The organism is Nocardioides abyssi (assembly GCF_030412915.1).
GTDB classification, from domain to species: domain Bacteria; phylum Actinomycetota; class Actinomycetes; order Propionibacteriales; family Nocardioidaceae; genus Nocardioides; species Nocardioides abyssi.
The window spans coordinates 742,193-766,602 of sequence record NZ_JAUHJR010000001.1 but is presented as its reverse complement, the minus strand read 5'-3'; the positions used below and the strand labels follow the sequence as shown (position 1 = coordinate 766,602).

The window sequence follows — 24,410 nt, the reverse complement described above, 5'->3', positions numbered from 1 at the left end:
TCTCCTGTCAATCGTTGTCTCGGTCACCGGTCGGTGAGGGTCGTGTGGTGCGTCGGGGCGACAGGACTCAGGCAAACGCGCGTCCACCTGCGCTCGTGGAGCTGCAGCGCAGGGCTCGAGCGCGGGATCGGAGCTGCACTGCGTACGACGTCACCGTGCGACTCGTCATCCTAGCCGCGCGCGGGTCGGACGACGAAAACGCCCGGGGACGCGGGGACCGGTGTGCCGCCGGCGTCGGGCCGGCGACCAGGGTCGGGGCGACAGGACTCGAACCTGCGGTCTCCTGCTCCCAAAGCAGGCGCGCTAGCCACTACGCTACGCCCCGCCAAGTGCCGTTCGGACGGGTCCGACCGGCTCCTGAGAGCGGATGACGGGAATCGAACCCGCGTAGCCAGTTTGGAAGACTGGGGCTCTACCATTGAGCTACATCCGCGCACACGAGGGCGGCGTCGCCACCCTCGATCTGCTCGGATCCTGCCACACCGGCGGCGCAGTCCCCCAACCGGCTCGCACGCGCGACCCGCCGTCGCGGCGCGCGGGCCGAGGGCCGCTCAGCGGCGGGTGACCACGACCATCGCGCGGTCGTCGTCGCGGGAGCCGAGGGCGGCGACGAGCTTGTCGGCGGCGCCGCGGAAGTCGCCGCGCAGCAGGCTCTCGGCCTCGCCGAGCATCCGGTCGATGCCGAGCTCGATGTCGCGGCGGGGCTCCTCGACCATGCCGTCGGTGTAGAGGAGCAACGCGTCGCCGGCCTGCAGGTGGCCGGCGTCGGCGGTGAAGACGGCCTCGTCGATCAGGCCGAGCACCGGCCCGTCGCTGGCCAGCACCGTCCAGCGGCCGCTGCCCGCGGCGCGGACGACGGCGGGCGGGTGGCCGGCGGTGCGGACGGCGTACTCCCCCGTCACCAGGTCGAGGGAGAGGTGGACGGCGGTCGCGAAGCCCTCCTCCCACTCCTGCTGCAGCAGGTAGGCGTTGGCCGCGGGCAGGAACCGGTCGGGCGGGAGCGCGCCGAGCAGGCCGCCGAACGCACCGGAGAGCAGCAGCGCCCGGGTGCCGGCCTGCTCGCCCTTGCCGGAGACGTCGACGACGACGACCTCGAGCCGGTCGGTGCCGTGCGGGTGCATCGCGACGACGAAGTCGCCGGCGAACGGGGTGCCGCCGGCCGAGCGCAGCGCGGTCTGCACCTGCCAGCCGTCCGGCAGCGCGGGGACGCCGGCGGAGCTGAGGATGCGGTCGCGGAGGTCGACCAGCATCGACTCACCCAGCACGTTGGCGACGCCGAGCCGGGAGCGCCGGAACGACGTCAGCAGCACGATGAAGCCCATGACGAACTGGATGCTGACCGCGCCGACCGTGCGCGTGGTGATCGTGTCCAGGGTGGCCAGCGAGATGGTCAGCAGCAGCATCACGACGATGACGAACCACGGCAGCGTGCGCGGACCGAGCACCAGGCTGCCGAGCAGGAGCGGCACCATCTGGGCCGTCAGCGGCATCTGGTCGGGGTACAGCGCGACCAGCACGGTCGAGAGCACCCCGAGGGCCACCAGCCCGATCGCCCAGCGGGTCTCGAGCGGGAGGCGCCGGCGCAGCACCGAGGCGTAGCCCCGGCGCGAGCCGCGACGTGCGTCGACGCGCCGGGCGTCGTATGCAGCCGTCATGGTCGCCTCGCGGGGGTCGTCGGGTTCCGGTGGGCCGCTGCGGCGGTGCGGGGTGCCGTCCGCGCAGGTGGGGGCGGGGTCACTGTACGGCGCGCGAGCGGAACGTCGGCTGGCAACGCGGGCACCAGAACAGGTTGCGTCCCTGGAGCACCTCGGTGCGCACCTTCGCCGCGCAGACCAGGCACGGCTGGCCGTGGCGGCGGTAGACGTAGACCTCGCCGCCGTGGTCGTCCTTGCGCGGCGGACGGCCCATCGCCTCGGGGGTGTGCTCGGGCCGGACCGTGTCGATCCGGCCGGTGCGCACGCCCTCGGCCATCAGCACGACCAGGTCGTCCCACATCGCCTGCCACTGCGAGCGGCGCACTGTGTTGCCGGGCCGCAGCGGGTGCATGCGGTGGCGGTAGAGCACCTCGGCGCGGTAGACGTTGCCGACGCCGGCGAGGACGGTCTGGTCCATGAGCAGGCCGCCGATCGGGGCACGGCTGCGGGAGATCCGCCGCCAGGCGCGGTCGGGATCGGCGTCGGGCCGGATCGGGTCGGGCCCGGAGCGCGCGACGACGAGGTCGCGCTGCTCGGCGGTCACCAGCTCGCAGGTCGTCGCGCCGCGGAGGTCGGCGTACGCCGCCGCGTCGGCGCGCACCAGGCGCATCCGCACCTGGCCGACCGGGTCGGGCACCGCCTCGACCCCGGTGTGCACGTCGAGCTTGCCGTAGAGGCCCAGGTGCACGTGGACGAAGCGCTCGCCGGCGAACCCGACGAACAGGTGCTTGCCCCAGGCCTCGGCGCCCTCGAGCACCTGGCCGTCGACCAGGGCGGCGGACTCAGCGAACCGGCCCTGGGGGCTGCCGACCCGCACCACGCTGCCGGCGAACGCGTCGGTCAGCTCCAGCGCGAGCCGGTGGAGGGTGTGTCCCTCGGGCATCGGGCCCGGTCAGCCCTGCTCGTGGCCGCGTGCCGACTCCGGCAGCGGGGGGAGGTCGCGGGTGGTCTCGTAGGAGGCCAGCTGGCCGATCCGGCGCACGTGGCGCTCGTCGCCGGTGAAGTCGGTGCCGAGGAAGACCTCGACGAAGCGCGTCATGTCCTCGACCGAGTGCATCCGCCCGCCGACCGAGACGACGTTGGCGTCGTTGTGCTCGCGGGCCAGCACGGCCGTCTCCTCCGACCACACCAGCGCGCAGCGCACGCCCTGGACCTTGTTGGCCGCCATCTGCTCGCCGTTGCCGGAGCCGCCGATGACCACGCCCAGGGAGTCCTCCCCCGCGACCCGCTCGGCCGCGACCGCCTCGGCGGCGCGCAGGCAGAAGACCGGGTAGTCGTCGAGGGCGTCGTAGACGAACGGGCCGTGGTCGACCGGCTCGTGGCCCTGCTCGCGCAGCCAGGCGACCAGGTGGTCCTTCAGCTCGAGGCCGGCATGGTCGGAACCGAGGTGCACGCGCATGGCCCCGATCCTCTCAGGGGACGTGCAGCCGGAGGAACCCGGCCACCTGCCCCATGAGCGGCTCCGCGGCCGGGAATGCCGACGGGTGGCGCCAGAAGCCGTGCAGCTGGCCCTGGTAGCGGGTCGAGACGACCTCGACGCCCTCCTCGGCCAGGCGCAGCGCGAGGTGCTCGCCCTCGTCGCGGAGCGGGTCGTGCTCGGCGGTCACCACCAGGGTCGGCGGCAGCGTGCCGAGCCGGTCCGAGCGCAGCGGCGCCAGGTCGGGGTGGTCGAGGTCGGCCGGCGTGGCGGCGTACTGCTGCCAGTACCAGGCGGCCTCGCGGGGGTCGAAGCCGTCGCCCGCGGTGCGGTAGGACTCGAAGCCGGCGGTCGGGTCGAGGAACGGGTAGATCAGCACGGTCGCGGCGAGGACGCCCGGGTGCCGCAGCGCGGCGACCAGCGCGAGGTTGCCGCCGGCGCTGTCGCCGTGCACGACGTAGGGCCCCGGCTCGTGCGCCTGCAGCCAGGTCAGCGCGGTCGAGACGTCGTCGGGCGCCGCGGGGAACGGGTCCTCCGGCGGGCGGCGGTAGTCGACGCTCAGCACCGCGAGGCCGGTGCGGTTGGCGAGCCGGCGCGCCGAGGCGTCGTGCACCTCGACGTCGTGGAAGACGAAGCCGCCGCCGTGCAGGTGGACGACCGCGCCCGGCCGGGCGCCCGCGGGGCGGTAGAGCCGGCACGGCACCCCGTCGGCGTCGACGTCGGTGACCTCGGCGACCTCCTCGCGCGGCTCGGCGAGGGCCTCCGCACGCGCTCGGGCCCGCTCGGCCACCAGGTCGTGCTCGTCGGACCACGCCGGCGGGCCGGACGGCTGCTCGAGCGCGCGGCGGGACTCGGGGAAGAGCATCGTCGTCCTCCTCAGCGCTGCATGAGCGCGTCGAGCCCGACCGCGATGGCCGCCGCCACGCGGAAGTCCACGCGCTCGTCGGGGACGTTGACGGTGTACTTGTCGCGCATCGACGCCTGCCGCTCGACGCTCAGCAGCGGCTGGCCGTCGCTGCCGGCGAAGTCGAAGTGGATCGGCAGGAACGGGATGTCGGTGAAGCGACGGATGAGGGCCACCGCCTGGCTGCGCTCCTGCCCGGTGCCGGCGTACCCCGGACCCTCGACGTGGAAGGTCGAGCGCAGCAGGCTGGCGCCGAAGTCCTTGCGGAAGAACCCGATCTGCTGCCCGGTCTCGTCGGTGACGTCGTAGCCGGCGTTGAGGTCGAGCCGCTTGCGCGCCTTGAACGCGAAGACCGCCCGGCTCTTGCTGGCGTCGCTGTAGAACGTCACCTGCTCCTTGAACGCCAGCCGCTTCTGCTCGGCCAGGCCGTAGAGCTGGCCGAACGACCCGTCCGGGTTGGCGGCGTACAGCTCGTAGCGGTTGGTCGTCATCGCGATCTTCTGCTTGACGAAGAAGGTCGGCAGGTACATCGAGGCGCTCATGGCCGGATCCTAGGGGTGGGTGGGGGTCGGCCGGGGCTCCGTCGGTCCGGCCGGTCGTCGGGGTCACCGGTTAACCGGTGACTCCTGCACATATCGGGGCAGATCTGCCCCGATATGTGCAGGGGTCGCGTCGTCGGTGGGACCAAGGGGACCGTTGAGGCTGGTGGGGTGGCGCGGGCCAGCTCGTCCGGGCGCCCCCGCCGAGGCCGAGGGCGTACGACGGGCGGGTCAGGCGCCGCCGTTGTCCCCGCCGAGGGAGCCCGGCGACGTCGGCTGCTCGTCGGCGCCATCACCCACAGCACCCGCAGCACCCGCGTCACCCTCGGGCGCGAAAGACACGTGGTGGCCCGAGCGGATCGCGCGCGCCACCTCGCGGACCCAGGCGTCGTCGTCCAGCGCCATGCCGCCCTGGGCCATCTCGCGGCGCAGGGTGTCCTCGAGGTCGATCGAGGCGTCCTCGGTGTACGCCGTCGCCGCGGCGTCCACGGCCTGCTGGGTGGCCGCGCGGAGGTCGGCCTCGTCGGTGCGTTCGTTCGACATGTCGGTGAGGTACCCCGTCACTCGCCCGCGAGGCGGGCGAGCTCCTCCTCGACCACGGACGGGTCGAGCTTGGTGAAGACCGGCGTCGGCTTGACGACCGGTGTGCCGACGACGACGGGGCGGCGCTCCCACCGCGGCGCGGTGGAGTAGTCGCCGGTGATGACCGGGTAGCCGGCGCCGCCGTCGAGGTCCTCGACGTCCTCCAGCCGCGGCATCGGCGCCACGTCGCCGGGGCCGCCGAGGGCGGCGTCGACGAGGTTGGCCGAGAACGGCAGGAACGGCGCGAGCACCAGGTTGAGGTCGGCGACGCACTGCGCCATCACGTGCAGGATCGTGGCGAGCCGCTCGCGCTGGTCCTCGCCCTTGAGCTTCCACGGCTCGGAGTCGGAGACGTACTTGTTGACCTCGCCGACCGCGCGCATCGCCTCGCCGATCGCCTGCTTCTGGCGGTGCCGGCCGATCAGCCCGCCGACGGTGTCGAAGGCGGCCTCGACCACGCCGAGCACGGCCTCGTCCTCGGGCGCGAGCGGCCCGGCGGCGGGGATCTCGCCGAAGTTCTTCGCGATCAGGTTGGCCGTGCGGTTGACCAGGTTGCCCCAGCCGGCGACGAGCTCGTCGTTGGTGCGGCGGACGAACTCCGACCAGGTGAAGTCGGCGTCCTGGTTCTCCGGCCCTGCCGCGGCGACGAAGTAGCGGAACGCATCGGGCTGGTAGCGGCTGAGCAGGTCGCGCACGTAGATGACGACCTTCTTCGACGAGGAGAACTTGCGGCCCTCCATCGTGAGGAACTCCGAGGAGACGACCTCGGTCGGCAGGTTGAGCTCGCCGTACTCCCGCGGCTCGCCTCCCTTGGCGCCCTTGCCGCCGTAGGCCAGCAGCTCGGCGGGCCAGATCTGGGAGTGGAAGGTGATGTTGTCCTTGCCCATGAAGTAGTACGACAGGGCCTCGGGGTCGTTCCACCACTGGCGCCACGCCTCGGGGTCGCCGCTGCGGCGGGCCCACTCGATCGAGGCCGAGAGATAGCCGATGACCGCGTCGAACCAGACGTAGAGCTTCTTGGTGGGATTGTCCTGCCAGCCCTCGAGCGGGACCGCGATGCCCCAGTCGATGTCGCGCGTCATCGCGCGCGGCCGGATCTCCTTGAGGATGTTCTGGCTGAACCGGATGACGTTGGGCCGCCACAGGCCGGTCGCCTCGCGCTCGTCGAGCCACTCCCCCAGCGCGTCGGCCAGCGCGGGCAGGTCGAGGAAGAAGTGCTGGGTCTCGACGAACTCCGGGGTCTCGCCGTTGATGCGCGAGACCGGGTTCTTCAGGTCGGCCGGGTCGAGCTGGTTGCCACAGTTGTCGCACTGGTCGCCGCGCGCGCCGTCGTACCCGCAGATCGGGCAGGTGCCCTCGATGTAGCGGTCGGGCAGGGTGCGGCCCGTGGACGGCGAGATCGCGCCGTACGTCGTCTGCTCGACGAAGTAGCCGTTCTGGTGGACGCCGAGGAACAGCTCCTGGACCACCGCGTGGTGGTTGCGGGTGGTGGTGCGGGTGTAGAGGTCGTACGACACCCCCAGCGCCGCGAGGTCCTCGGCGATGATCCGGTGGTTGCGGTCGGCGAGCTCCTGGGGCGAGAGCCCGGCCTCGTCGGCGGCGATGAGGATCGGCGTGCCGTGCTCGTCGGTGCCGGAGACCATCAGGACGTCGTGCCCGGCCATCCGCATGTAGCGGCTGAAGACGTCGGAGGGCACGCCGAAACCGGCGACGTGGCCGATGTGGCGCGGGCCGTTGGCGTAGGGCCAGGCGACGGCGGACAGGACTCGGCTCATGCGCCGATCCTAGGGTCGCGGCCCGCCCGTTCCTGCGCCGGTGCGGGCCGCGGACGGCGCTAGCGTGATCCGCATGACCCTGGTTGCGGAGGACCTGCTGCTCCTGCTGCTCGACGACGAGAAGGGAACGCTCGCCGCCAGCAGCCAGCTGCACCTGGGCCTCGGCGGTGCGCTGCTGGTCGAGCTCGCGCTCGCCGGGGCCGTCGAGGTCGAGGAGAAGCGCGGCTTCTGGCACTCCGCGAAGGTGCGCCCGACCGGCGTCGAGGTCGAGGAGCCGCTGCTGCGCGAGGCGCTCGCGACCGTGGCCGCCAAGGAGCGCACGGCGCAGGACCTGGTCAACCGGCTCGGCAAGGGCGTCAAGAAGGACCTGCTCGCGAGCCTCGAGCGGCGCAGGATGGTCGAGCGGAGGACCGGCACGGTGCTGGGGCTGTTCCCGCGGACCACCTGGCCCGCGGTGGACTCCACCCACGAGGACGCCGTACGCCGTGCGCTCACCGCCGCGCTCGTCTCCGGCGCCGAGCCCGACGACCGCACCCGGGCGCTGGTCGCGCTGCTGCACGCGCTGGGCCGCGCGCACCGCACCGTCGAGCACCAGGGCATGTCGGGCGGGGAGGTCCGCAAGCGCGCGAAGGCGCTGGCCGACGGCGACTGGGCCGCCAAGGCGGTCAAGGACGCGATCGCGGCCTCGACCGCCGCGGTGACGACCGCGGTCGCCGCCGGCGGGGCGGCGGCCGGGTCGTCCTAGCGGGTCAGCTGAAGTCGAGCTCGGCGTTGCGCGACCGCTTCAGCTCGAAGAAGTACGGGTAGCCGGCGAGCAGCACCGCGCCGTCCCAGACCTTGCCGGCCTCCTCGCCCTTGGGGATCGAGGAGAGGACGGGGCCGAAGAAGGCCGTGCCCTCGATGGCGATGGTCGGGGTCCCGACCTCGTCGCCGACCTGGTCCATGCCGAGGTGGTGGGACTTCTTGATGGCCTCGTCGTAGGAGGAGTCGTCCATCGCGTCGGCCAGCGAGGTCGGCAGGCCGGCCTCCTCGAGCCCGGCCTCGATGACCTCGCGCGTGAAGTCCTGGTCCGCGTTGTGCCGGCGGGTGCCCAGCGCGGTGTAGAGCGGGAGCAGCGCCTCCTTGCCGTGCGCCTGCTCGGCGGCCATCACGACGCGGACGGGCTGCCAGGCGGTCTTGAGGAACTCGCGGTACTCCTCGGGGATGTCCTTGTCCTGGTTGAGGTAGGCCAGGGACATCAGGTGCCAGGTGACGGAGATGTCGCGGACCTTCTCCACCTCGAGGATCCAGCGCGAGGTGATCCAGGCGAACGGGCAGGCGGGGTCGAACCAGAAGTCGGCGTTGGTGGTCATGTCCGCAGTCAACACCCGGCCCGGCGGGGCTGTTCCTCAGCCCGCGACCAGGTGCAGCCCGAGGCCCAGCAGGGCGCACGCGCCGAGGGTCCGCAGCACCGTCCAGCGCAGGCGGAGCACGAGCACGAGCGCCACCGCGGCCACCACGACGGCCGGCCACGACCACGACGACCACACCGGCAGCTCGAGGCCGAGGTGGTCCTGACCGACGCGCCGGGTGTCGGCGAAGAGCGTGTGGACGGCGAAGAACAGCGCGAGGTTCGCGATCACGCCGACGACGGCCGCCGTGACCCCGGCCAGGGCGGCGGCGAGCCCGGCGCTGCCGCGCAGCCGCTCGACGTGCGGCGCGCCGAGGTAGATGAACAGGAAGCTCGGCACGAACGTCACCCAGACGACCAGCAGCGAGCTCACCACCGCCCCGAGCCACGGGTCCAGCCCGCCGGGGTCGCGGTGGCCGCCGAGGAAGGCCACGAACTGCACGACCATGATCAGCGGCCCGGGCGTGGACTCCGCGAGCGCGAGACCGCGGGCCATCTCCCCCGCGCCGAGCCAGCCGTAGGTCTCCACGGCCGCCTCGGCGACGTAGGACAGCACCGCGTAGGCACCGCCGAACGTCACCAGCGCCATGCCGCCGAAGAAGACGCCCTGGTCGGTGTAGACGCTGCTGCGGCCGCCGGCGAGCGCCCAGGCCAGCACGACCGGGGCCGCCCACAGGACCAGGCCGGCGGCGAGCACCGCGAGGGTGCGCAGCCACCCCGGCGCCGCCGTGTGCAGGGCGTCGTCGGGGACGAGCGGTGGCGGTGCGTCCGCGGCGACGTCGGACGGCGGGCTGCCCAGGGCCGGCACGCGGCGACCGACGAGCCAGCCGACCAGGCCGGCGCCCAGCACGACCGCGGGGAACGGCACGTCGAGCACCGCCAGGCACGCGAACGCCGCGACCGCGAGCGCGACGAGCACCGGGTGCCGCAGCGACCGACCGCCGATCCGCAGCACCGCCTGGAGCACGACCGCGACCACCGCCGGCGCCAGGCCGAGGAACAGGCCGGTGACCACGACGCTGTCGCCCTGCGCGACGTAGAGCCACGACAGCGCCAGCAGCGCCACCAGGCCGGGCAGCACGAACAGCACGCCCGCCACGAGCCCGCCGAGCCAGCCGTTGAGCAGCCAGCCGGTGTAGACGGCGAGCTGCTGCGCCTCCGGGCCGGGCAGGAGCATGCAGTAGCTCAGCGCGTGCAGGAAGCGGCGCTCCCCCACCCACCGACGCTCGTCGACCAGCTCGCGCTGCATCACCGCGATTTGCCCGGCGGGACCGCCGAAGGTCTGCAGCGAGATGCGGAACCACGCCCGCGTCGCCTCGCGCAGCGGGACGACCTGGGTGGCGCGGCGGGTCACGCAGGGATGGTGGCAGGTCCCCGGACCCCGGTCGACGTCCGCTCGGTGAACGGTCGAGGAGCGGTCAGGCCGGGTCAGGGCCGGGCAGGCCGGCTCCGGCCGCGGGGTCAGCGGACGGTGACGGTGGCGTTCGCGCGGCTGCTGCGGATGATCGCGGTGCCGCGGTAGACCACGACGACCGGCTGCCGCCCGGCCTTGAGCCCGCGCACGACCACGCGGGCGCGGCCGGCGACGACCTTCGCCTCGACGATGCGCTTGCCGACCTTCACCTTCACCGGCCCGCTCGGCGCGGCGACGCCGGGAGCGGCCACGTCGACGACGACGACCGCGCGGCCCTTGCGGCCGTTGGTGCGCACGGACACCGCCGAGGTGGTGGCCACGCGACCGGGGACGCGCACGGTGGTCGACGCGCTGCGGTAGTGCGGCGCGGTGAGGTCCACCCGCAGCGTGATGACGCGGCCGACGTCCTGCGGGGTCAGGTCGTACGTCGCCCCGCTGCCCACCGGCGTCCCGTCGCGCAGCCACGTGTGCTCGACCTGCGCGTCGGCGGGCGTGTGGTCGCCCGCGACCGCGGTCAGCGTGCGGCCGGTCCGCGAGACACCCTTGACGACGGGTGCGCGACGGACCTCGATCGTGCCGGCGATGACGCGCGCGGTCGGCTCGGTCTCGACGACGACCTTCTGGTAGCCGGCCGCCCGGGCGGTCACCCGCGCGGAGACCACGGCACCGATCTGCTCCTGGCCGAGCACCAGCTTCCAGCCGGCGGCGCCGGCGATCGGCGTGCCGTCGGCCAGCCACTCGACCTTGAGCTTCTCGGCCGCGGGGGTGAACGACGGCTGCGCCAGGGTCAGCGCCTGGTCGACCTCGGGCGTGCCGGTCAGGGCCGGCGCGGCGGTCTGCTCGAGGACGCCCGGCGCCACCGCGGGCGCGACCGGCGAGGTCGCCGACGCGGCGGCGTACCCCTTGCGCTCGGCGGTGACCTGGACCGCGAGCCGCTTGCCCTTGAGGCCCGGGGTGGGGGTGAAGGTCGCGGCGGTCGCGCCGGCGAGGGCCTTGCCGCCGGCGAGCCACTGGTAGCGGAAGGACGCGGTGGGCTGCCAAGCGCCCGGCTCGGCGGAGACGGGCCGGCCCACGACGGGGGTGCCGACGACCGCGGGCGGGGCGTCGTTGACGACGACCTTGTCGTTGAAGTGGATGAAGCCGCTCGGCCAGCTGCCGCCGGACTTGGTGACGCGGCGCCAGTGGAAGTCCCCGCGCCAGCTGTCCTCGGAGACCACGATCTCGGTCGGGGAGACGACCTGCTCGACGTAGGCCACGTGGCCCGACGAGCCCGCGCCGCCGGTGTTCTTGTTCCACCAGGCGACCGCGCCGACCATCGGCACGGCGTCGGTGATCGACGACATCGCCTTGCCCCAGTTCTCGGCGTTGCCGCCGCCGGTCCAGGGCCGCACGTTCGGCATGCCGCTCGACACCAGGCGGTAGGCGACGTAGTTGGTGCAGTTGTGGCCGGAGTACATCCGCCAGTACATCTGCTTGCTGGCCGCCTGGTAGCCCGCGTGGGAGTAGCCGGCCTTCGTGCACCCGGCGTAGCCCGTGCACAGGTACGTCGACGCGGCGTTCGCCGGCGCGACGGGGACCGTGACGAGACCGGCGAGCACGGTGCCGAGGAGCAGCGTGACCGCCGCGAGGGCGCGCGCCGACCGGGTGGATCGGGGCGCGTGGGACGGCTGTGACTGCTGAGGCACGGAGGCACTCTAGTGACGGATGTCAAGGACCGACACGCCGGTCTGGAACTTCAATGTTGTAATTTTCGCGGCGTCCTCGGACGTCCCCCGCCGCGGATCACCGGGGCACGAGGGCCGGTGGCAGGATGCTCGGCATGCCTGGAACCAACCTCACCCGGGACGAGGCCGCCACCCGCGCTGCCCTCCTGGACGTCACGTCGTACACCATCGACCTCGACCTCACGGGCGCGACCGCGCCCGACGCCCGCACCTTCGGCTCGACCACCACGATCGAGTTCACCTCGCGCGAGGCGGGGGCGGAGACCTTCGCCGACCTCGTCGACGCGACCGTCCACGAGATCACCCTCAACGGCGAGAGCCTCGACCCCGCGACGACGTACGCCGACAGCCGGATCGCGCTGACCGGCCTGCAGGAGACCAACACCCTGGTCGTCCGCGCCGACTGCACCTACTCCCACACCGGCGAGGGGCTGCACCGCTTCGTCGACCCGACCGACGACCGCGTCTACCTCTACTCCCAGTTCGAGGTGCCGGACGCTCGCCGCGTCTACACGACCTTCGAGCAGCCCGACCTCAAGGCGCCCTTCACCTTCCGCGTCTCGGCCCCGGCCCACTGGGCCGTCGTGTCCAACTCCCCCACCCCCGAGCCGCGGCCGCTGGCCGAGGGCACCGCGGTGTGGGAGTTCGAGCCGACCAAGCCGATGTCGACCTACATCACCGCGATCGTGGCCGGCGAGTACCACGCCGAGCACGACGTCTACGAGGGCAAGCACGGCACGATCCCGCTGGGCCACTACTGCCGGCAGTCGCTCGTCGAGCACATGGACACCGCCGAGCTGGTGAAGATCACCAAGCAGAGCTTCGCCTTCTTCGAGGAGAAGTTCGACTACCCCTACCCCTTCGGCAAGTACGACCAGCTCTACGTGCCGGAGTACAACATGGGCGCGATGGAGAACGCCGGGTGCGTGACGCTCCGCGACGAGTACCTCCCGCGCAGCCGCCAGCCGCGGTCGTTCTACGAGTTCCGCACCTCGGTCATCACCCACGAGATGGCGCACATGTGGTTCGGCGACCTCGTGACCATGAAGTGGTGGGACGACCTCTGGCTCAACGAGTCGTTCGCCGAGTGGGCCTGCTACTGGTGCGAGGCCGAGGCCACGGAGTTCGACGACGCGTGGACCGGCTTCGCCAACGCCCGCAAGCAGACCGGCTACCGCGCCGACCAGCTGCCCTCGACGCACCCGATCGCGGCCGACAACGTCGACCTGCACGCCGTCGAGGTCAACTTCGACATGATCACCTACGCCAAGGGCGCGTCGGTGCTCAAGCAGCTGGTCGCCTGGGTCGGGCTCGACCCGTTCGTCGCCGGCCTCCGGCAGTACTTCAAGGACCACGCGTTCTCCAACGCGACCTTCGCCGACCTGCTCGCCGCGCTCGAGACGTCGTCGGGCCGCGAGCTCAAGGGCTGGGCGCAGGAGTGGCTGCAGACCGCCGGCGTCAACACCCTCGCGCCGCGCTTCGAGCTCGACGACCAGGGCCGCTACGCGTCGTTCTCCGTCGAGCAGTCCGCGCACCCCGACCACCCGACCCTGCGCCGCCACCGCCTCGGCATCGGCCTGTACGACGAGCAGGGCGGCCGCCTCGTGCGCCGGCAGTACGTCGAGGTCGACGTCGAGGGCGCCTCGACCGCGATCGAGGAGCTCGTCGGCGTGGAGCAGCCCGCGCTGCTGCTGCTCAACGACGAGGACCACGCCTACGCCAAGATCCGCCTCGACGAGCGGTCGATGCAGACGGTCGTCGACGGGCTCTCCCAGCTCGAGGACTCCCTGCCCCGCGCGATCGTGTGGACCGCCGCGTGGGACATGACCCGCGACGGCGAGATGCGCACCACCGACTGGGTCCGGCTCGTGCTGGCCAACATCGGCCAGGAGACCGACGCCTGGGGCGTCACCCGGATCCCGGCGTCCACGGCGATGGCCGTCGAGCTCTACTCCGACCCGGCCGGGCGCGCCGCCCTCAAGACCGAGTGGGAGTCGGGCCTGCGCGAGCTGCTGCTCGCGGCCGAGGCCGGCAGCGACCACCAGCTCACCTTCGCCCGCGCCTACGCGCTGGCCGCCCACTCCGAGCAGGCCGTCGCCGACCTGCGCGGGCTGCTCGACGGGTCCTTCACCGTCGAGGGCCTCGCGGTCGACCAGGACCTGCGCTGGGCGCTGGTGACCAACCTGGCCCGCCTCGGCGTCCTCACCGACGCCGACATCGACGTCGAGCTGGACCGCGACCCGACCAGCGCGGGTCGCGAGAAGGCCGCCGCCGCGCGGGTCGCGCAGCCGACCGCCGAGGCCAAGGAGGCCGGCTGGGCCGCGATCATGGACCCCGCCACCGCCAACGAGACCTCCCGCGAGATGGTCTTCTCCATCTTCCGCCCCGGGCAGGAGGAGGTCGCGGCGCCGTACCTGGAGAAGTACCTCGAGGCCGCCGACACCGCCATCGACAGCCTCGGCTTCCACAAGGGCTCGGTCGTCCTTGAGCACGGGTTCCCCCGGCTGCTCGCCTCGGCCGAGACCGTCGCGCGGCTCGACGCCTGGCTGGCGGACACCACCGCCCCCAAGGGCGCCCAGCGGTACGTCGGCGAGGCCCGCGCCGAGCTGGCCCGCGCGCTGACCGCCCAGGAGCGCGACGCGCGCGGCTGACCGCCCGCAGCACGACCGAACGGCCGGCCTCCCATCGCGGGAGGCCGGCCGTTCGTCGTTCCGTGCGGCGGCTGGTTGCGGAGGTTGCGCTGGCAACCCCGGCCGGCTGAGGAGGTTGCGCCGGCCACCCCCGGCCGGTTGAGGAGGTTGCGCTGGCAACCGTCTCGAAACCCGCCGGGACGTCGGACAAGCCGCCAGGTCTCGAGACAGGCGCTGCGCGCCTTCCTCAACCAGCCCGGGACGAACCAGCCGGCGACCAACCGGCCGAGCGCAGAGGACGCAGGCTCAGGCGTCGGGGGCGTGCAGCGTCTGCGCCGGGCGGGCGTGGTCGGCGAGCATGTGGATGCCGCGGACCAGGCCGCCGACGAGGTCGTCCTCGCCGAAGGCCTGCTGCATGTGCAGCGCCGCGAGCTCGACCTCCTTGTCGGTGAGCGTGCGACGGACCCAGCCGCCGGTGACGATCTCGAGCGCGCGGACGGTGGGGTCGACCAGCACCAGGATGCTGCGCGCGGGCGCGACGAGGGAGTTGTGCAGCTGGGTGGCGAACGAGCGCGGGTCGCCCGCCGCCGTACCGATGAAGACGGAGAACTCGACGCGCGAGTGACGCTCGGCCGCGCGGATCGCCTCGTCGAGGCGGGTCCGTTGGGCGTCGGTCAGCTGGTCACCAGCGGGCACTGGCGCCACCGGCCTGCGACTCGTCGCCGTCGGGGCCGGCCAGCTCGGCGGTGGTCTTGCGAGGACCGCCGATCCACTGGTCCTCGACGGTGGTCGAGCCGGCCGCGACGCGCTCGCCGCGCGCGAGCGCGGGCGCGTAGACGGCCAGCCAGATGAGCACGAAGAGCAGGAGCGGGACGCCGCCGAGGAGCAGGAGCGCCTCGAGGGTGTTGACCGGGTCGGGGTCGGACCAGCCCTCGGGCACGTCCGCGCCGGCCGGAGCGGCCAGCACGACGCCGGAGGTCAGGACGACGAGGAGGCCGGCGAACAGGGCGGCGGCGCGACGAAGGAGGCTGGTCGAAGCGGTCACGGGGCCAGGGTATCCGCACCCGCCGGCGCGCCCCGACCGGCGTCCGGTCGGATGGGTCACACCGGCGGCCGAGCCCTTCGGCAGACCACGGCCCACCTGTTAGACATGGCCCCCATGTTCTCCCTCGCCAGCACCGATCCCTGTGAGGAAGGCCAGCAGACCTGCGAGGTCGCCTTCAAGTGGTTCGGCAACGACACCGCGGCCGAGGTCGCGGACGTCATCATCGGCAAGCCGCTGGCGATCACCGGGCTCGTGCTGCTCGGCCTGGTCGTCCGCTGGGTCCTGCACAAGCTCGTCGACCGCCTCGTGGCGAGCGCCGAGGACGGCGTGCTGCCCGACAAGGTGAGCCGCCTCCCGCGCCGCGGCCGGGCCGTGAACGTGGTGGCCGCCCGGGACGCGGCGACGCAGACCCGTCGCGTGCAGCGCGCCAAGACGATGGGCGACCTGCTCAAGAGCGTCATCACCGGCATCCTGGTCGCGATCATCGGCACGATGGTGCTCTCGGAGCTCGGGGTGAACATCGCGCCGATCATCGCCAGCGCCGGCATCGTCGGCGTCGCGCTCGGCTTCGGCGCCCAGTCGCTGGTGAAGGACTTCCTGTCGGGGATCTTCATGATCTTCGAGGACCAGTACGGCGTCGGCGACGTCGTCGACCTGGGCGACGCCATCGGCACCGTCGAGGCGGTCTCGCTGCGGGTCACCCGGCTCCGGTCGCTCGACGGCACCGTCTGGTACGTGCCCAACGGGGAGGTCCTCCGGGTGGGCAACCTCAGCCAGAACTGGTCGCGCGCCGTCATCGACGTGGGCGTCGCCTACGACACCGACCTCACCCTGGCCAAGCAGGTCCTGACCGACGTCGGCCGGAGCATGTGGGAGGACGAGGACTACCGCCACCTGCTCATCGAGGAGCCGGAGGTGACCGGCGTGGAGATGCTCGCCGCGGACTCGATCAACCTGCGGATCATGGTCAAGACCGTGCCGCTGGAGAACTGGGCCGTCGCCCGCGAGCTGCGGCAGCGGATCAAGTCCCGCTTCGACCACGAAGGCATCGAGATCCCCTTCGCCCAGCGGGTGGTGTGGCACCGCGAGGACGCCCGGTCCGGCGGCGGCCGCAGCGCCGACGAGGACGCCTGAGCACGGCCCGCACCACACGGCGCACCACGCGGCGCGCCGCGCGGCGTACGACGTGACGACGGCCCGCCCGGATCGATCCGGGCGGGCCGTCGTGTGCTGCGGGGTGCTGCTGGGTCGTGCGGGTGCTGGGTCAGGCCTTGAGCGAGGCGTCCAGCGTGATGGTGGTGCCGGCCAGCGCCTGGCTGACGGGGCAGCCCTCCTTGGCGCCGGTGGCGGCCTCGACGAACTGCTCCTCGCTGATGCCGTCGACGGTGCCGACGACGGTGAGCTTGATGCCGGTGATCCCTGTGCCCGGGGTCAGCTCGACCTCGGCGCTGGTCTCCAGCGTGGTCGGCGGGGTGCCGGCCTTGGAGAGCGCCGCCGAGAGGGCCATCGAGAAGCACGAGGAGTGCGCGGCGGCGATGAGCTCCTCGGGGCTGGTCTTGCCGTTCGCCGACTCGGCCCGGGAGGGCCAGGAGACGTCGAAGGTCCCCACGCCGGAGGACTGGAGCTCCACGGAGCCGGAGCCCTCCTGGAGGGAGCCCTGCCAGGTGGTCTGCGCGGTGCGCGTCGTTGCCATGCGTCGATCACTCCTGTGCTTGGTGCGGCTTGAGGTCTGGTCGTCGCGAGTCTGGCACGCGGATTCAACGGGCTGGACGGGCGTCGGCAGAATGGACGCGTGACCACGTTCTACGAGGAGATCGGCGGCTTCGAGACGTTCCGACGGATCGTCGCGAGGTTCTACGAGGGCGTGGCGACCGACGAGGTGCTGCGCCCGATGTACCCCGAGGAGGACCTCGGCCCGGCCGAGGAGCGGTTCCTGCTGTTCCTCGTGCAGTACTGGGGCGGCCCCACGACGTACTCCGAGAACCGCGGCCACCCCCGGCTGCGCATGCGGCACGCGCCGTTCCGGGTGACGCCCGAGTCCAAGGACCACTGGCTCAAGCACTTCCGGGCCGGTCTCGACTCGGTGGAGCTGACGCCCGAGCAGGACGCTCAGTTCTGGGAGTACGTCACCCACGCCGCGCAGTTCATGGTCAACACCCTCGACGAACCGCCTGCCGCGACCTGAGCGGTCAGCGGGCGGCCGCCTCGTCGAGGGGGTCCTCGAGGAAGGCGAGGTCGTCGGCGAGCTCGGGGCGTACGTCGCCGCGCGACCCGACCCAGCCGACCCCGGGCTCGTAGCGCCGCACCACGCGCGCCGGGTTGCCGGCGACCACCGCGTGGTCCTCCACGACGCCGCGGACGATCGAGCCCGCGGCGACCACGACGTTGCGGCCCAGCCGCGTCCCGGGCAGCAGCACCGCGTGGTGCCCGATCCACGAGCCGGCGCCGACCACCACCGGGTCCGACGGGCCGAACTGCGCCCCGATGGGCCGGTCCGGCACCTGGTAGCCGTGGCTCGCATCGGTCACGAACACGCCCTGGCCGAAGAAGACGTCGTCGCCGATCTCGATCGACTCGTGCGCGGTCATGCTGGTGCGCGCCCCCACGATGCAGCGGTCGCCGATGACCAGGCCGCGCGGCGGCAGCACCTGCTCCCCCACGCCCCACCCGACCGACAGCGTCACCTGCCGCCCGACCAACGTCCCGGCACCGAGGTGGATCGAGGAGGGATTGAGGATCGTCGCCGGCGGGAAGTCGATGCACGCCCCCGCCCCGAACGACCCGAACTCCTCCGCCGCCCGCGTCCCCGGCACGATCTCCCCGGCCCGGTCCACCCACCGCCACCCGGCGTGGACGGCACGGTTCAGCAGGCGGGCGACGGGATGCACGGCCGGACCCTAGCGCCCCCGTTGCCCCGCTGGTCGAGGCCGACCACCGCTGGTTGAGGAAGGCGCGCTGGCGCCTGTCTCGAAACCCGGTGACATGCCCACCGCCCTGCTCGACCAGCGGCCCGGCGGATGTAACACCGCGCGGTGGTCGCGACAGGTAGCGGTGGAGCGGGGTGCTGCGGATGCGGTGCCGGGCTCCGCACGGTGGCGCGCTCGGGCGCTACCGTTCGACGCGGACGGAGGCGGCGACATGGCACGACCAGACACGGACCGGCTGCGGGTGGACCCGCCCGCCGTCGAGCCCGACGACGCCTTCATCGCCCGGCTGGCGAACCTCGCAGCCGTCTCCGCACCCGCTCCCGCACCCGCCCGCCGCTCGCCGTGGTTCCGCACCGGCGTGGTCGCGGGCACCGTCCTCGCGCTCGCCGGCAGCGGCGCCGCGATCGCGGCGGTCGTCGAGCAGCAGCGGTCCACCTCGGAGACGCCCACGAAGCAGGCGCCGACCCAGGTGCCGAGCCGGCCCGCGAGCGAGGCGCCGGGCTCCCCCGGCAGCACCGCCAGCTCCGACGCCGACGGGACCGGCTCCGACGGCCGCCGCAGCCCCAGCGCCCGACCGTCGCGCACCCCGTCCGGTGGCGCCTCCCCCGGCGCGGCGCCGTCCGGCCAGCCGACCACCCCCGGGCAGTCCGGCGACGCACCCGGCCAGACCGGCACCCTGCCTCCGCCGGTGCCGACGTCCGTCGCTCCGCCCGGACTCGGCAACGGCAACGGCAACGGCAACGGTCCCGGCAGCAACAGTGGCAACGGTCCCGGGAGCAACAACGGCAACGGCCCCGGGACGAACAACGGCCAGGGCCAGGGCCAGGGCCAGGGCCAGGGCCAGGGCCAGGGCCAGGGCCAGGGCAACGCCAACGCCAACGGCAACGGCAACGGCAACGGCCCGGGCAGTGCCAACGGCGGCAACAGCGGCAACGGGAACGGGACCGGCTCGGACAACCCCGGCAACGGCCCGGGCACCAACAACGGGAACGGGAACAGCAACGGGGGCAACGGCAACGGGGGCAAGGGCGGGGCGACCGACGGGGGCCGTGGTTGGACGCCGACGACGAGCTGATCGAGCGCGCCAAGGGCGGTGACCAGGAGGCGTGGCGGGAGCTGTACGCCGCGCACGCCGGCCGCCTGGTGGTGTGGCTGCAGGTCCGGCCCTCGGGCGACTCGGCGATGGCGGCCGAGGACGTCGCGGCCGAGGCGTGGCTGACGGCGGCGACGAAGATCCACGAGTTCACCGGGAGCGGCGACCAGTTCGCGGGCTGGCTGTTCGGGATCGCGCGCAACCTCGGCATGAACGCGCGCCGCAAGAGCGACCGCCGACGCACCGACCCGGTGGGCGAGGACGACGTCCATGAGGTCCACACGCCCGTCGAGGCGCCCGAGACCTACCTCGTCGGCCGTGACTGGGTGCGCGAGGTGCTCGCCCAGCTGCCGCCGCGCGAGCGCGACGTGGTCGGCTGCCTCGAGGTGGTGGGCCTCGACGTCGAGGCGACCTCCCGGGCGCTGGGCATCAGCGCGGTGGCCGTCCGGGTGGCCCGCCACCGCGGGCTGCGCCGGCTGCGGGGCCTCGGCGTGCTCGACGTCGGGCCCGAGGTCGAGCACAGCACGCAGCCGAGCGCCTGAGCGCCGGGGCCGCCGTACCGCTGCGGCGCCTCGGTGGCCCTCAGCCCAGCTGGGCGAGGAGCGCGTCGCGGAACGCCGGGGCCGGCGGCGTCGGCCGTTGTGCCTCCGGGTCCACGACCACCGCTGTGGTGTGGGCGCGGGCGAGCACCGTGTCGCCGTCGCGCAGCTCGGCCTGCACGTCGAACGACGTGGTGCCGACGCGCGAGATCCACGACCAGGCGTCGTACGGCTCCTCCCGGTGCAGCACCGGGACGCGGTACTCCACCTCCTTGCGCGCGATGACGAGCACCGGCTGCCGCGCTGTGCGGGCGGGCTCGCGCCACACCTGCGCGAAGTAGTGGATGCGCGCCTCCTGGAAGTACTCGAAGTAGGTCACGTTGTTGACGTGGCGGTAGACGTCGACGTCGGAGAACCGGACCTGCACCGGGTACTGCCCGGCGGAGGCCGGGCGCTCGCTGAAGGTCGCGCGCGGGGCGACCTCGGTGGGCTCGAGGTACGCCGCCAGCGACTCCCGCTCCTCGGCGGTCAGCCGCCGCGGCCGCTCCTCGGCGAAGACGTAGGGCGTGAGCACCGTCGAGGCCTGCAGGTAGACCTTGCGGGTGCCGTCCTCGCGCTGGTGGAAGACCTCGTAGGCGAGCGTGAACGTCGCGGCGCGCACCTCGGTCACCCAGCACTCGATGAGGACCGGGCGGAAGTCGAAGAACAACGGGGCGCGGTAGCCGACCTCGGTGCGGACCACGACCACGCCCTCGGCGAGCTCCTCGGCCTGCCGCGACCGCCCGTGGGTGCGCAGCATGTCGACCCGCGCCTCCTGGAGGTAGTCGACGTAGACCACGTTGTTGACGTGACCCAGCGGGTCCTGGTCGGCCCAGCGAACCGGGCACTCGTAGACGTGACGCACGTCCCGATCCTCCCAGCCGCTCCTCCTCTACGCTGAGTCGGCACACCACCCCGAGATCGGAGTACCTGCATGCCCGAAGCCGTCATCGTCTCCGCGACGCGTTCCCCCATCGGCCGCGCCAACAAGGGGTCGCTGAAGGACCTCCGTCCCGACGACCTCACCGCGACCATCGTCCAGGCGGCGCTGGACAAGATCCCCGAGCTCGACCCGACGACCATCGACGACCACTACCTCGGCTGCGGCCTCCCGGGTGGCGAGTCCGGCAACAACATGGCGCGGATCGTCAACGTCCTCATGGGCTACGACCAGGTCCCGGGCGCCACGATCACCCGCTACTGCTCCTCCTCGGTGCAGACCAGCCGGATGGCGTTCCACGCGATCAAGGCCGGCGAGGGCGACGTGTTCATCTCCGCCGGCGTCGAGACCGTCTCGCGCTTCGCCAAGGGCACGTCGGACCACTGGCCCGACACCCACAACCCGAGGTTCGCCGAAGCGCAGGAGCGCACCAAGAAGACGGCCGAGGGCGGCGTCGACTGGCACGACCCGCGGGAGGACGGCACCCTCCCCGACATCTACATCGCGATGGGCCAGACGGCCGAGAACGTAGCGAAGCAGCGTGGTCTCTCGCGCCAGGAGCTCGACGAGTTCGGCGTCCGGTCGCAGAACCTCGCCGAGAAGGCCATCAACGACGGCTTCTGGGCCCGCGAGATCACCCCGGTCACCACCCCCGACGGCACCGTGGTCTCCACCGACGACGGCCCGCGCGCCGGGGTGACGTACGACGCGCTCAAGGACCTCAAGCCGGTCTTCCGCCCGGACGGCGTGGTCACCGCCGGCAACTGCTGCGCCCTCAACGACGGCGCCGCCGCGGTCGTCATCATGTCCGACACCAAGGCCGCCGAGCTGGGCATCACCCCGCTGGCGCGGATCGTCTCCACCGGCGTCTCGGGCCTCTCCCCCGAGATCATGGGCCTCGGCCCCGTCGAGGCGACCAAGAACGCCCTCAAGAGCGCCGGGATGAGCATCGGCGACATCGACCTGGTCGAGATCAACGAGGCGTTCGCCGCGCAGGTCGTGCCGTCCTACCAGGACCTCGGCATCGACCTCGACCGGCTCAACGTCAACGGCGGCGCGATCGCGGTCGGCCACCCGTTCGGCATGACCGGAGCCCGGCTGCAGAACACCATGCTCAACTCGCTCGACTGGCACGACAAGACCACCGGCCTCATCACGATGTGCGTCGGCGGCGGTCAGGGCATGGCGATGATCCTCGAGCGGATCTGAGTCACTCCTCGACGAACCCCGCGAACGCCTGGCCACGGAACGTGGCCAGGCGTTCTGCTTCCCGCTCGATCCCGCGGCGGACCGCGGCCGGCCACCTGCCCCCGGCCCAGCGCACGACCTGCAGTCGCAGGCGGCTCCCGCTCGACCGGGGTCGCCAGGTGCCCGCCACCTCGTGACCGACGAGGACCCCGCCGGGCCGGCCCAGGGTGCGCCAGAGGTCCTTGCGGGCGGCCTCGTCGGGCACGACCAGCTCCCGGTCGCGCCCCTGCAGGAACAGGTCGAAGGGGCCGAGCAGCCGCACGAGCCCCGGGCTCCCGTCGTCCGCGGCGAGCAGGTCGTCCAGGTCGGCGGCCAGCAGGCTGCGCCGCCCGCCACCGACCTCCACCTCGACGGCGTCCTCGGGCCAGCGCGCCCGCACGTCGCGCACCGGCGCGTCGACGTACGCCGCCACCTCCTGCGGCGTCGCCGGGCCGAGCAGCCGCAGCAGCGCGCGCACGACGTCGAGGTGCTCAGGCACCCGGTCGGCGCGGCCGCGCCACCCCGGCACCGGCCGCAGCACCGGTGGTGACGTCCCGGGCTCCAGCTCGATCCCCGCGCGCAGCGCGGCGAGGCGGAAGGATTGCTCGTGGGCGTGCACCGCGGCGCACGGCCGGCACTCGCGCAGGTACGCCGCCGGCAACCGCTCGGTCAGCGCGCGCGAGACCTCGCCCTTGACGACCGGGCCGGTGACGACCTCGCGCATGACGCGACCGATCTCGTCGAGCGCGTCGAGGACCGGGACGCCCGCGGCCCGCAGCGGCCGGCTCGCGTCGAAGATGCGCTTCGCCGCGTCGTCCTCCGACCACGGGGCGGTCGCCGCCGCGACCTCGGCGGCCTCGGACCGGCGGTGCAGGTGCGGAGCGCCGCGCAGCGTCCAGGCCAGCACGCCCGCACCGTCGGGCAGCGCCGCGCCCCGCAGCGCCAGCGCCCACCGGGCACCGTCCGGACCGGTGTCCTGCACGCCCAGGTCAAGGACGGCGGCGTCGGCGTGCGGCCCGCCCGGGCCGGCCTCGCGGTCGAGCTGCTGCGCGCGGACCCGGCGGCGGAGCACGGCGTCACGCGGGACGACGGTGGACATGGGCCCATCGTGCCCGAGCCCGCCGACGGTGCCGGCCTGCGCCGTGGGAGGCCGCCCCGGCCCTAGAGTGGCCCCGTGGCACAGCTAGGCGAACCCCGGTGGCTCGACGCGGACCAGCAGTGGTCCTGGCGCTCGCTGGTGATGGGCACGACGCTGCTCTTCGACCGGCTCGACGACGACCTGCGCCAGCACTTCGACATCTCGCTGACCGAGTACGAGATCCTCGTGCGGCTCTCCGAGCGCGACGGCCAGATGCGGATGGCCCAGCTGGCCGACGCCCTGGCCCACAGCCGCAGCCGGGTCACCCACACCGTCGCCCGGATGGAGAAGGCCGGGCTGGTGCGCCGCTCCAGCTCGCCCGAGGACGGCCGCGGCATCGTCGCGACGCTCACCGACGACGGCATGGACCTGCTGCGCCGGGCGGCGCCCGTCCACGTCCGCGGGGTGCGCGAGCACCTGGTCGACCTCGCCGACGACGCGGACTTCGCCGCCCTCGGCCGGGTCATGGGCGCGGTCAGCGACCACCTGGTGACCGCCCACCCGGAGATGGAGATCCGTCAGGGCTGAGGCCCCGCACCGTTCTCCACCCCCGGGCCCCGGGAACGCCGGAGGACGCCGGAGGTCAGGCGTCGTCGCCGCCCGCGCACGAGTCGGCGTACGCCACCAGGTCGCGCGCGTTCCAGTGCGAGGGGTCGGCGTGGCCGCCCTTGACGTCGAGCAGGCTCACGTCGGCGCCGCGGGCGCGCAGCTGCTGCACGAGCGGCTGGGTGTTCTCGTCGTACATCACCCACTCGTCCTGCTGGGACGAGACCACCCGGTAGCGGGTGTCCGCCGGCAGCTTGGCGACGTTGGCGATCGGGTTGCGGTCGCCCGGCACCGGGCCGCCGCCGTAGGCGCGTCGGATGTAGCCGGGACCGCCGGGGACCTGGTCCATCCGGGTCAGGTCGAGGGCCGGCTTCACGCCGTACCAGCAGGCGGGCGCCCGGACGCCGTGGGTGAGCGCGTTGAGCGCGATCGAGGCGCCCATCGAGCCGGAGACCCACACACGGGCCTCGGCCCCGGACTGCTTCTCGGCCCAGTCCACGAGCAGCCGGGTGTCCTTGGTCGAGGCCGGGTTGCCCCACGACTGGGAGTGGAACTCCGAGGAGGCCACCGCCCACCCGTCGCGGCGCAGCGCGTCGAGCCACGGCCCGTCCACGCGGTCGTTGACGTTGCCGCCCTGGCCGTGGAACCAGATCACCAGGCCCTTGGGCTCCGGGCCGGGCAGCGACAGCCGCACGGACTGCCCCGCCAACGTGCTGCGGACCGTCGACGGCCCCTTCTCGCTCCCACCGTTCGCGCCGGTGCTGAGCATCGGTGCCACCACGAGCGCGGCGGCGACTCCCAGCGCCACCACGACCGCACTGACGACGGCTGATCGCCGGATCCTCAT

The 24,410-nt window shown here is 73.2% G+C and carries 25 protein-coding genes and 2 tRNA genes; 8 read left to right on the top strand and 19 right to left on the bottom strand.

Annotated features, from left to right (window positions below):
* Positions 1 to 252: 252 nt before the first annotated feature.
* The 9 genes from QWY29_RS03800 to metG form a co-directional block, all read right to left on the bottom strand.
* Positions 253 to 325: transfer RNA gene (locus QWY29_RS03800), tRNA-Pro, on the bottom strand.
* A 37-nt stretch (positions 326 to 362) separates the two neighbouring features.
* Positions 363 to 433 (bottom strand) — tRNA-Gly (locus QWY29_RS03795).
* Between the two features lie 118 nt (positions 434 to 551).
* Positions 552 to 1,655 (bottom strand): PP2C family protein-serine/threonine phosphatase, encoded by a 1,104-nt coding sequence (locus QWY29_RS03790; protein ID WP_300959318.1) that lies wholly within the window; start codon positions 1,653 to 1,655, stop codon positions 552 to 554.
* Between the two features lie 79 nt (positions 1,656 to 1,734).
* The gene (locus QWY29_RS03785) at positions 1,735 to 2,577 is read right to left on the bottom strand and encodes an Fpg/Nei family DNA glycosylase (RefSeq protein WP_300959317.1); all 843 of its coding nucleotides are present in this window, start codon (positions 2,575 to 2,577) and stop codon (positions 1,735 to 1,737) included.
* 9 nt (positions 2,578 to 2,586) lie between these two features.
* The gene (locus tag QWY29_RS03780) at positions 2,587 to 3,093 is read right to left on the bottom strand and encodes a ribose-5-phosphate isomerase (protein WP_300959316.1); all 507 of its coding nucleotides are present in this window, start codon (positions 3,091 to 3,093) and stop codon (positions 2,587 to 2,589) included.
* A gap of 13 nt (positions 3,094 to 3,106) precedes the next feature.
* Positions 3,107 to 3,976 carry an alpha/beta hydrolase gene (locus QWY29_RS03775; RefSeq protein WP_300959315.1) on the bottom strand — a complete coding sequence of 290 codons (870 nt, stop codon included), beginning with the start codon at positions 3,974 to 3,976 and terminating at the stop codon, positions 3,107 to 3,109.
* Between the two features lie 11 nt (positions 3,977 to 3,987).
* Positions 3,988 to 4,557 (bottom strand): LURP-one-related family protein, encoded by a 570-nt coding sequence (locus QWY29_RS03770; protein WP_300959314.1) that lies wholly within the window; start codon positions 4,555 to 4,557, stop codon positions 3,988 to 3,990.
* A gap of 228 nt (positions 4,558 to 4,785) precedes the next feature.
* Positions 4,786 to 5,097 carry a hypothetical protein gene (locus QWY29_RS03765; RefSeq protein ID WP_300959313.1) on the bottom strand — a complete coding sequence of 104 codons (312 nt, stop codon included), beginning with the start codon at positions 5,095 to 5,097 and terminating at the stop codon, positions 4,786 to 4,788.
* A 17-nt stretch (positions 5,098 to 5,114) separates the two neighbouring features.
* Entirely contained in the window at positions 5,115 to 6,911 is a 1,797-nt protein-coding gene (gene metG / locus QWY29_RS03760; RefSeq protein WP_300959312.1) for a methionine--tRNA ligase, read from the bottom strand.
* Positions 6,912 to 6,984: 73 nt separating this feature from the next.
* Between metG and QWY29_RS03755 the strand changes: the two genes are divergently transcribed.
* A complete protein-coding gene (locus QWY29_RS03755; RefSeq protein ID WP_300959311.1) occupies positions 6,985 to 7,656 on the top strand; it encodes a GOLPH3/VPS74 family protein in 672 nt (223 codons plus the stop codon).
* Positions 7,657 to 7,660: 4 nt separating this feature from the next.
* Here QWY29_RS03755 and QWY29_RS03750 read toward each other — a convergent pair whose 3' ends face one another.
* From QWY29_RS03750 to QWY29_RS03740, 3 genes are all read right to left on the bottom strand, one after another.
* Complete coding sequence (locus tag QWY29_RS03750; RefSeq protein WP_300959310.1) at positions 7,661 to 8,263, bottom strand: mycothiol-dependent nitroreductase Rv2466c family protein; 603 nt, start codon at positions 8,261 to 8,263, stop codon at positions 7,661 to 7,663.
* Between the two features lie 36 nt (positions 8,264 to 8,299).
* The gene (chrA, locus tag QWY29_RS03745) at positions 8,300 to 9,655 is read right to left on the bottom strand and encodes a chromate efflux transporter (protein ID WP_300959309.1); all 1,356 of its coding nucleotides are present in this window, start codon (positions 9,653 to 9,655) and stop codon (positions 8,300 to 8,302) included.
* Positions 9,656 to 9,762: 107 nt separating this feature from the next.
* On the bottom strand, positions 9,763 to 11,400 hold the full coding sequence (locus tag QWY29_RS03740) for a CHAP domain-containing protein (RefSeq protein WP_300959308.1): 1,638 nt from the start codon (positions 11,398 to 11,400) through the stop codon (positions 9,763 to 9,765).
* Positions 11,401 to 11,534: 134 nt separating this feature from the next.
* On the opposite strand from QWY29_RS03740, the gene pepN reads away from it, so the two are divergent.
* Complete coding sequence (gene pepN, locus QWY29_RS03735; RefSeq protein WP_300959307.1) at positions 11,535 to 14,090, top strand: aminopeptidase N; 2,556 nt, start codon at positions 11,535 to 11,537, stop codon at positions 14,088 to 14,090.
* A 285-nt stretch (positions 14,091 to 14,375) separates the two neighbouring features.
* Here the strand turns inward: pepN and QWY29_RS03730 are convergent, their stop codons facing one another.
* Both QWY29_RS03730 and QWY29_RS03725 read right to left on the bottom strand, forming a co-directional pair.
* Positions 14,376 to 14,774 carry a DUF5130 family protein gene (locus QWY29_RS03730; RefSeq protein ID WP_300959306.1) on the bottom strand — a complete coding sequence of 133 codons (399 nt, stop codon included), beginning with the start codon at positions 14,772 to 14,774 and terminating at the stop codon, positions 14,376 to 14,378.
* On the bottom strand, positions 14,752 to 15,114 hold the full coding sequence (locus tag QWY29_RS03725; protein ID WP_300959305.1) for a hypothetical protein: 363 nt from the start codon (positions 15,112 to 15,114) through the stop codon (positions 14,752 to 14,754). The genes QWY29_RS03730 and QWY29_RS03725 overlap by 23 nt, the downstream gene beginning before the upstream one ends.
* 114 nt (positions 15,115 to 15,228) lie before the next feature.
* Here QWY29_RS03725 and QWY29_RS03720 point away from each other — a divergent pair, with 114 nt between their 5' ends.
* The gene (locus tag QWY29_RS03720; protein WP_300959304.1) at positions 15,229 to 16,248 is read left to right on the top strand and encodes a mechanosensitive ion channel family protein; all 1,020 of its coding nucleotides are present in this window, start codon (positions 15,229 to 15,231) and stop codon (positions 16,246 to 16,248) included.
* A 130-nt stretch (positions 16,249 to 16,378) separates the two neighbouring features.
* On the opposite strand, the gene QWY29_RS03715 is transcribed toward QWY29_RS03720, so the two are convergent.
* Positions 16,379 to 16,807, bottom strand: coding sequence for an OsmC family peroxiredoxin (locus tag QWY29_RS03715; protein WP_300959303.1), 429 nt, complete (start codon positions 16,805 to 16,807; stop codon positions 16,379 to 16,381).
* Positions 16,808 to 16,906: 99 nt separating this feature from the next.
* Here QWY29_RS03715 and QWY29_RS03710 point away from each other — a divergent pair, with 99 nt between their 5' ends.
* Entirely contained in the window at positions 16,907 to 17,299 is a 393-nt protein-coding gene (locus QWY29_RS03710) for a globin (RefSeq protein ID WP_300959302.1), read from the top strand.
* Between the two features lie 4 nt (positions 17,300 to 17,303).
* Here the strand turns inward: QWY29_RS03710 and QWY29_RS03705 are convergent, their stop codons facing one another.
* Complete coding sequence (locus QWY29_RS03705; protein WP_300959301.1) at positions 17,304 to 18,002, bottom strand: acyltransferase; 699 nt, start codon at positions 18,000 to 18,002, stop codon at positions 17,304 to 17,306.
* A gap of 250 nt (positions 18,003 to 18,252) precedes the next feature.
* Between QWY29_RS03705 and QWY29_RS03700 the strand changes: the two genes are divergently transcribed.
* Together QWY29_RS03700 and QWY29_RS03695 are read left to right on the top strand one after the other, a co-directional pair.
* Entirely contained in the window at positions 18,253 to 19,116 is an 864-nt protein-coding gene (locus tag QWY29_RS03700; protein WP_300959300.1) for a hypothetical protein, read from the top strand.
* Positions 19,095 to 19,676, top strand: coding sequence for an RNA polymerase sigma factor (locus QWY29_RS03695; protein WP_300959299.1), 582 nt, complete (start codon positions 19,095 to 19,097; stop codon positions 19,674 to 19,676). The genes QWY29_RS03700 and QWY29_RS03695 overlap by 22 nt, the downstream gene beginning before the upstream one ends.
* A 40-nt stretch (positions 19,677 to 19,716) precedes the next feature.
* Here the strand turns inward: QWY29_RS03695 and QWY29_RS03690 are convergent, their stop codons facing one another.
* The gene (locus QWY29_RS03690; RefSeq protein ID WP_300959298.1) at positions 19,717 to 20,577 is read right to left on the bottom strand and encodes an acyl-CoA thioesterase; all 861 of its coding nucleotides are present in this window, start codon (positions 20,575 to 20,577) and stop codon (positions 19,717 to 19,719) included.
* Between the two features lie 69 nt (positions 20,578 to 20,646).
* Between QWY29_RS03690 and QWY29_RS03685 the strand changes: the two genes are divergently transcribed.
* Positions 20,647 to 21,861, top strand: coding sequence for an acetyl-CoA C-acetyltransferase (locus tag QWY29_RS03685; protein WP_300959297.1), 1,215 nt, complete (start codon positions 20,647 to 20,649; stop codon positions 21,859 to 21,861).
* Between the two features lies 1 nt (position 21,862).
* Here QWY29_RS03685 and QWY29_RS03680 read toward each other — a convergent pair whose 3' ends face one another.
* The gene (locus tag QWY29_RS03680; RefSeq protein WP_300959296.1) at positions 21,863 to 22,978 is read right to left on the bottom strand and encodes a DNA glycosylase AlkZ-like family protein; all 1,116 of its coding nucleotides are present in this window, start codon (positions 22,976 to 22,978) and stop codon (positions 21,863 to 21,865) included.
* A gap of 75 nt (positions 22,979 to 23,053) precedes the next feature.
* Here QWY29_RS03680 and QWY29_RS03675 point away from each other — a divergent pair, with 75 nt between their 5' ends.
* Positions 23,054 to 23,545 (top strand): MarR family winged helix-turn-helix transcriptional regulator, encoded by a 492-nt coding sequence (locus QWY29_RS03675; protein ID WP_336621820.1) that lies wholly within the window; start codon positions 23,054 to 23,056, stop codon positions 23,543 to 23,545.
* A 55-nt stretch (positions 23,546 to 23,600) separates the two neighbouring features.
* On the opposite strand, the gene QWY29_RS03670 is transcribed toward QWY29_RS03675, so the two are convergent.
* Complete coding sequence (locus tag QWY29_RS03670) at positions 23,601 to 24,374, bottom strand: alpha/beta hydrolase family protein (RefSeq protein WP_300959295.1); 774 nt, start codon at positions 24,372 to 24,374, stop codon at positions 23,601 to 23,603.
* Between the last annotated feature and the right edge of the window lie 36 nt (positions 24,375 to 24,410).

Excerpts from the sequence above, each read along its gene's own strand:
- QWY29_RS03790 (WP_300959318.1), bottom strand. The coding sequence starts at position 1,655 with ATGACGGCTGCATACGACGCCCGGCGCGTCGACGCACGTCGCGGCTCG.
- QWY29_RS03785 (WP_300959317.1), bottom strand. The coding sequence starts at position 2,577 with ATGCCCGAGGGACACACCCTCCACCGGCTCGCGCTGGAGCTGACCGAC.
- QWY29_RS03780 (WP_300959316.1), bottom strand. The coding sequence starts at position 3,093 with ATGCGCGTGCACCTCGGTTCCGACCATGCCGGCCTCGAGCTGAAGGAC.
- QWY29_RS03775 (WP_300959315.1), bottom strand. The coding sequence starts at position 3,976 with ATGCTCTTCCCCGAGTCCCGCCGCGCGCTCGAGCAGCCGTCCGGCCCG.
- QWY29_RS03770 (WP_300959314.1), bottom strand. The coding sequence starts at position 4,557 with ATGAGCGCCTCGATGTACCTGCCGACCTTCTTCGTCAAGCAGAAGATC.
- QWY29_RS03765 (WP_300959313.1), bottom strand. The coding sequence starts at position 5,097 with ATGTCGAACGAACGCACCGACGAGGCCGACCTCCGCGCGGCCACCCAG.
- metG (WP_300959312.1), bottom strand. The coding sequence starts at position 6,911 with ATGAGCCGAGTCCTGTCCGCCGTCGCCTGGCCCTACGCCAACGGCCCG.
- QWY29_RS03755 (WP_300959311.1), top strand. The coding sequence starts at position 6,985 with ATGACCCTGGTTGCGGAGGACCTGCTGCTCCTGCTGCTCGACGACGAG.
- QWY29_RS03750 (WP_300959310.1), bottom strand. The coding sequence starts at position 8,263 with ATGACCACCAACGCCGACTTCTGGTTCGACCCCGCCTGCCCGTTCGCC.
- pepN (WP_300959307.1), top strand. The coding sequence starts at position 11,535 with ATGCCTGGAACCAACCTCACCCGGGACGAGGCCGCCACCCGCGCTGCC.
- QWY29_RS03720 (WP_300959304.1), top strand. The coding sequence starts at position 15,229 with ATGTTCTCCCTCGCCAGCACCGATCCCTGTGAGGAAGGCCAGCAGACC.
- QWY29_RS03715 (WP_300959303.1), bottom strand. The coding sequence starts at position 16,807 with ATGGCAACGACGCGCACCGCGCAGACCACCTGGCAGGGCTCCCTCCAG.
- QWY29_RS03700 (WP_300959300.1), top strand. The coding sequence starts at position 18,253 with ATGGCACGACCAGACACGGACCGGCTGCGGGTGGACCCGCCCGCCGTC.
- QWY29_RS03685 (WP_300959297.1), top strand. The coding sequence starts at position 20,647 with ATGCCCGAAGCCGTCATCGTCTCCGCGACGCGTTCCCCCATCGGCCGC.
- QWY29_RS03680 (WP_300959296.1), bottom strand. The coding sequence starts at position 22,978 with ATGTCCACCGTCGTCCCGCGTGACGCCGTGCTCCGCCGCCGGGTCCGC.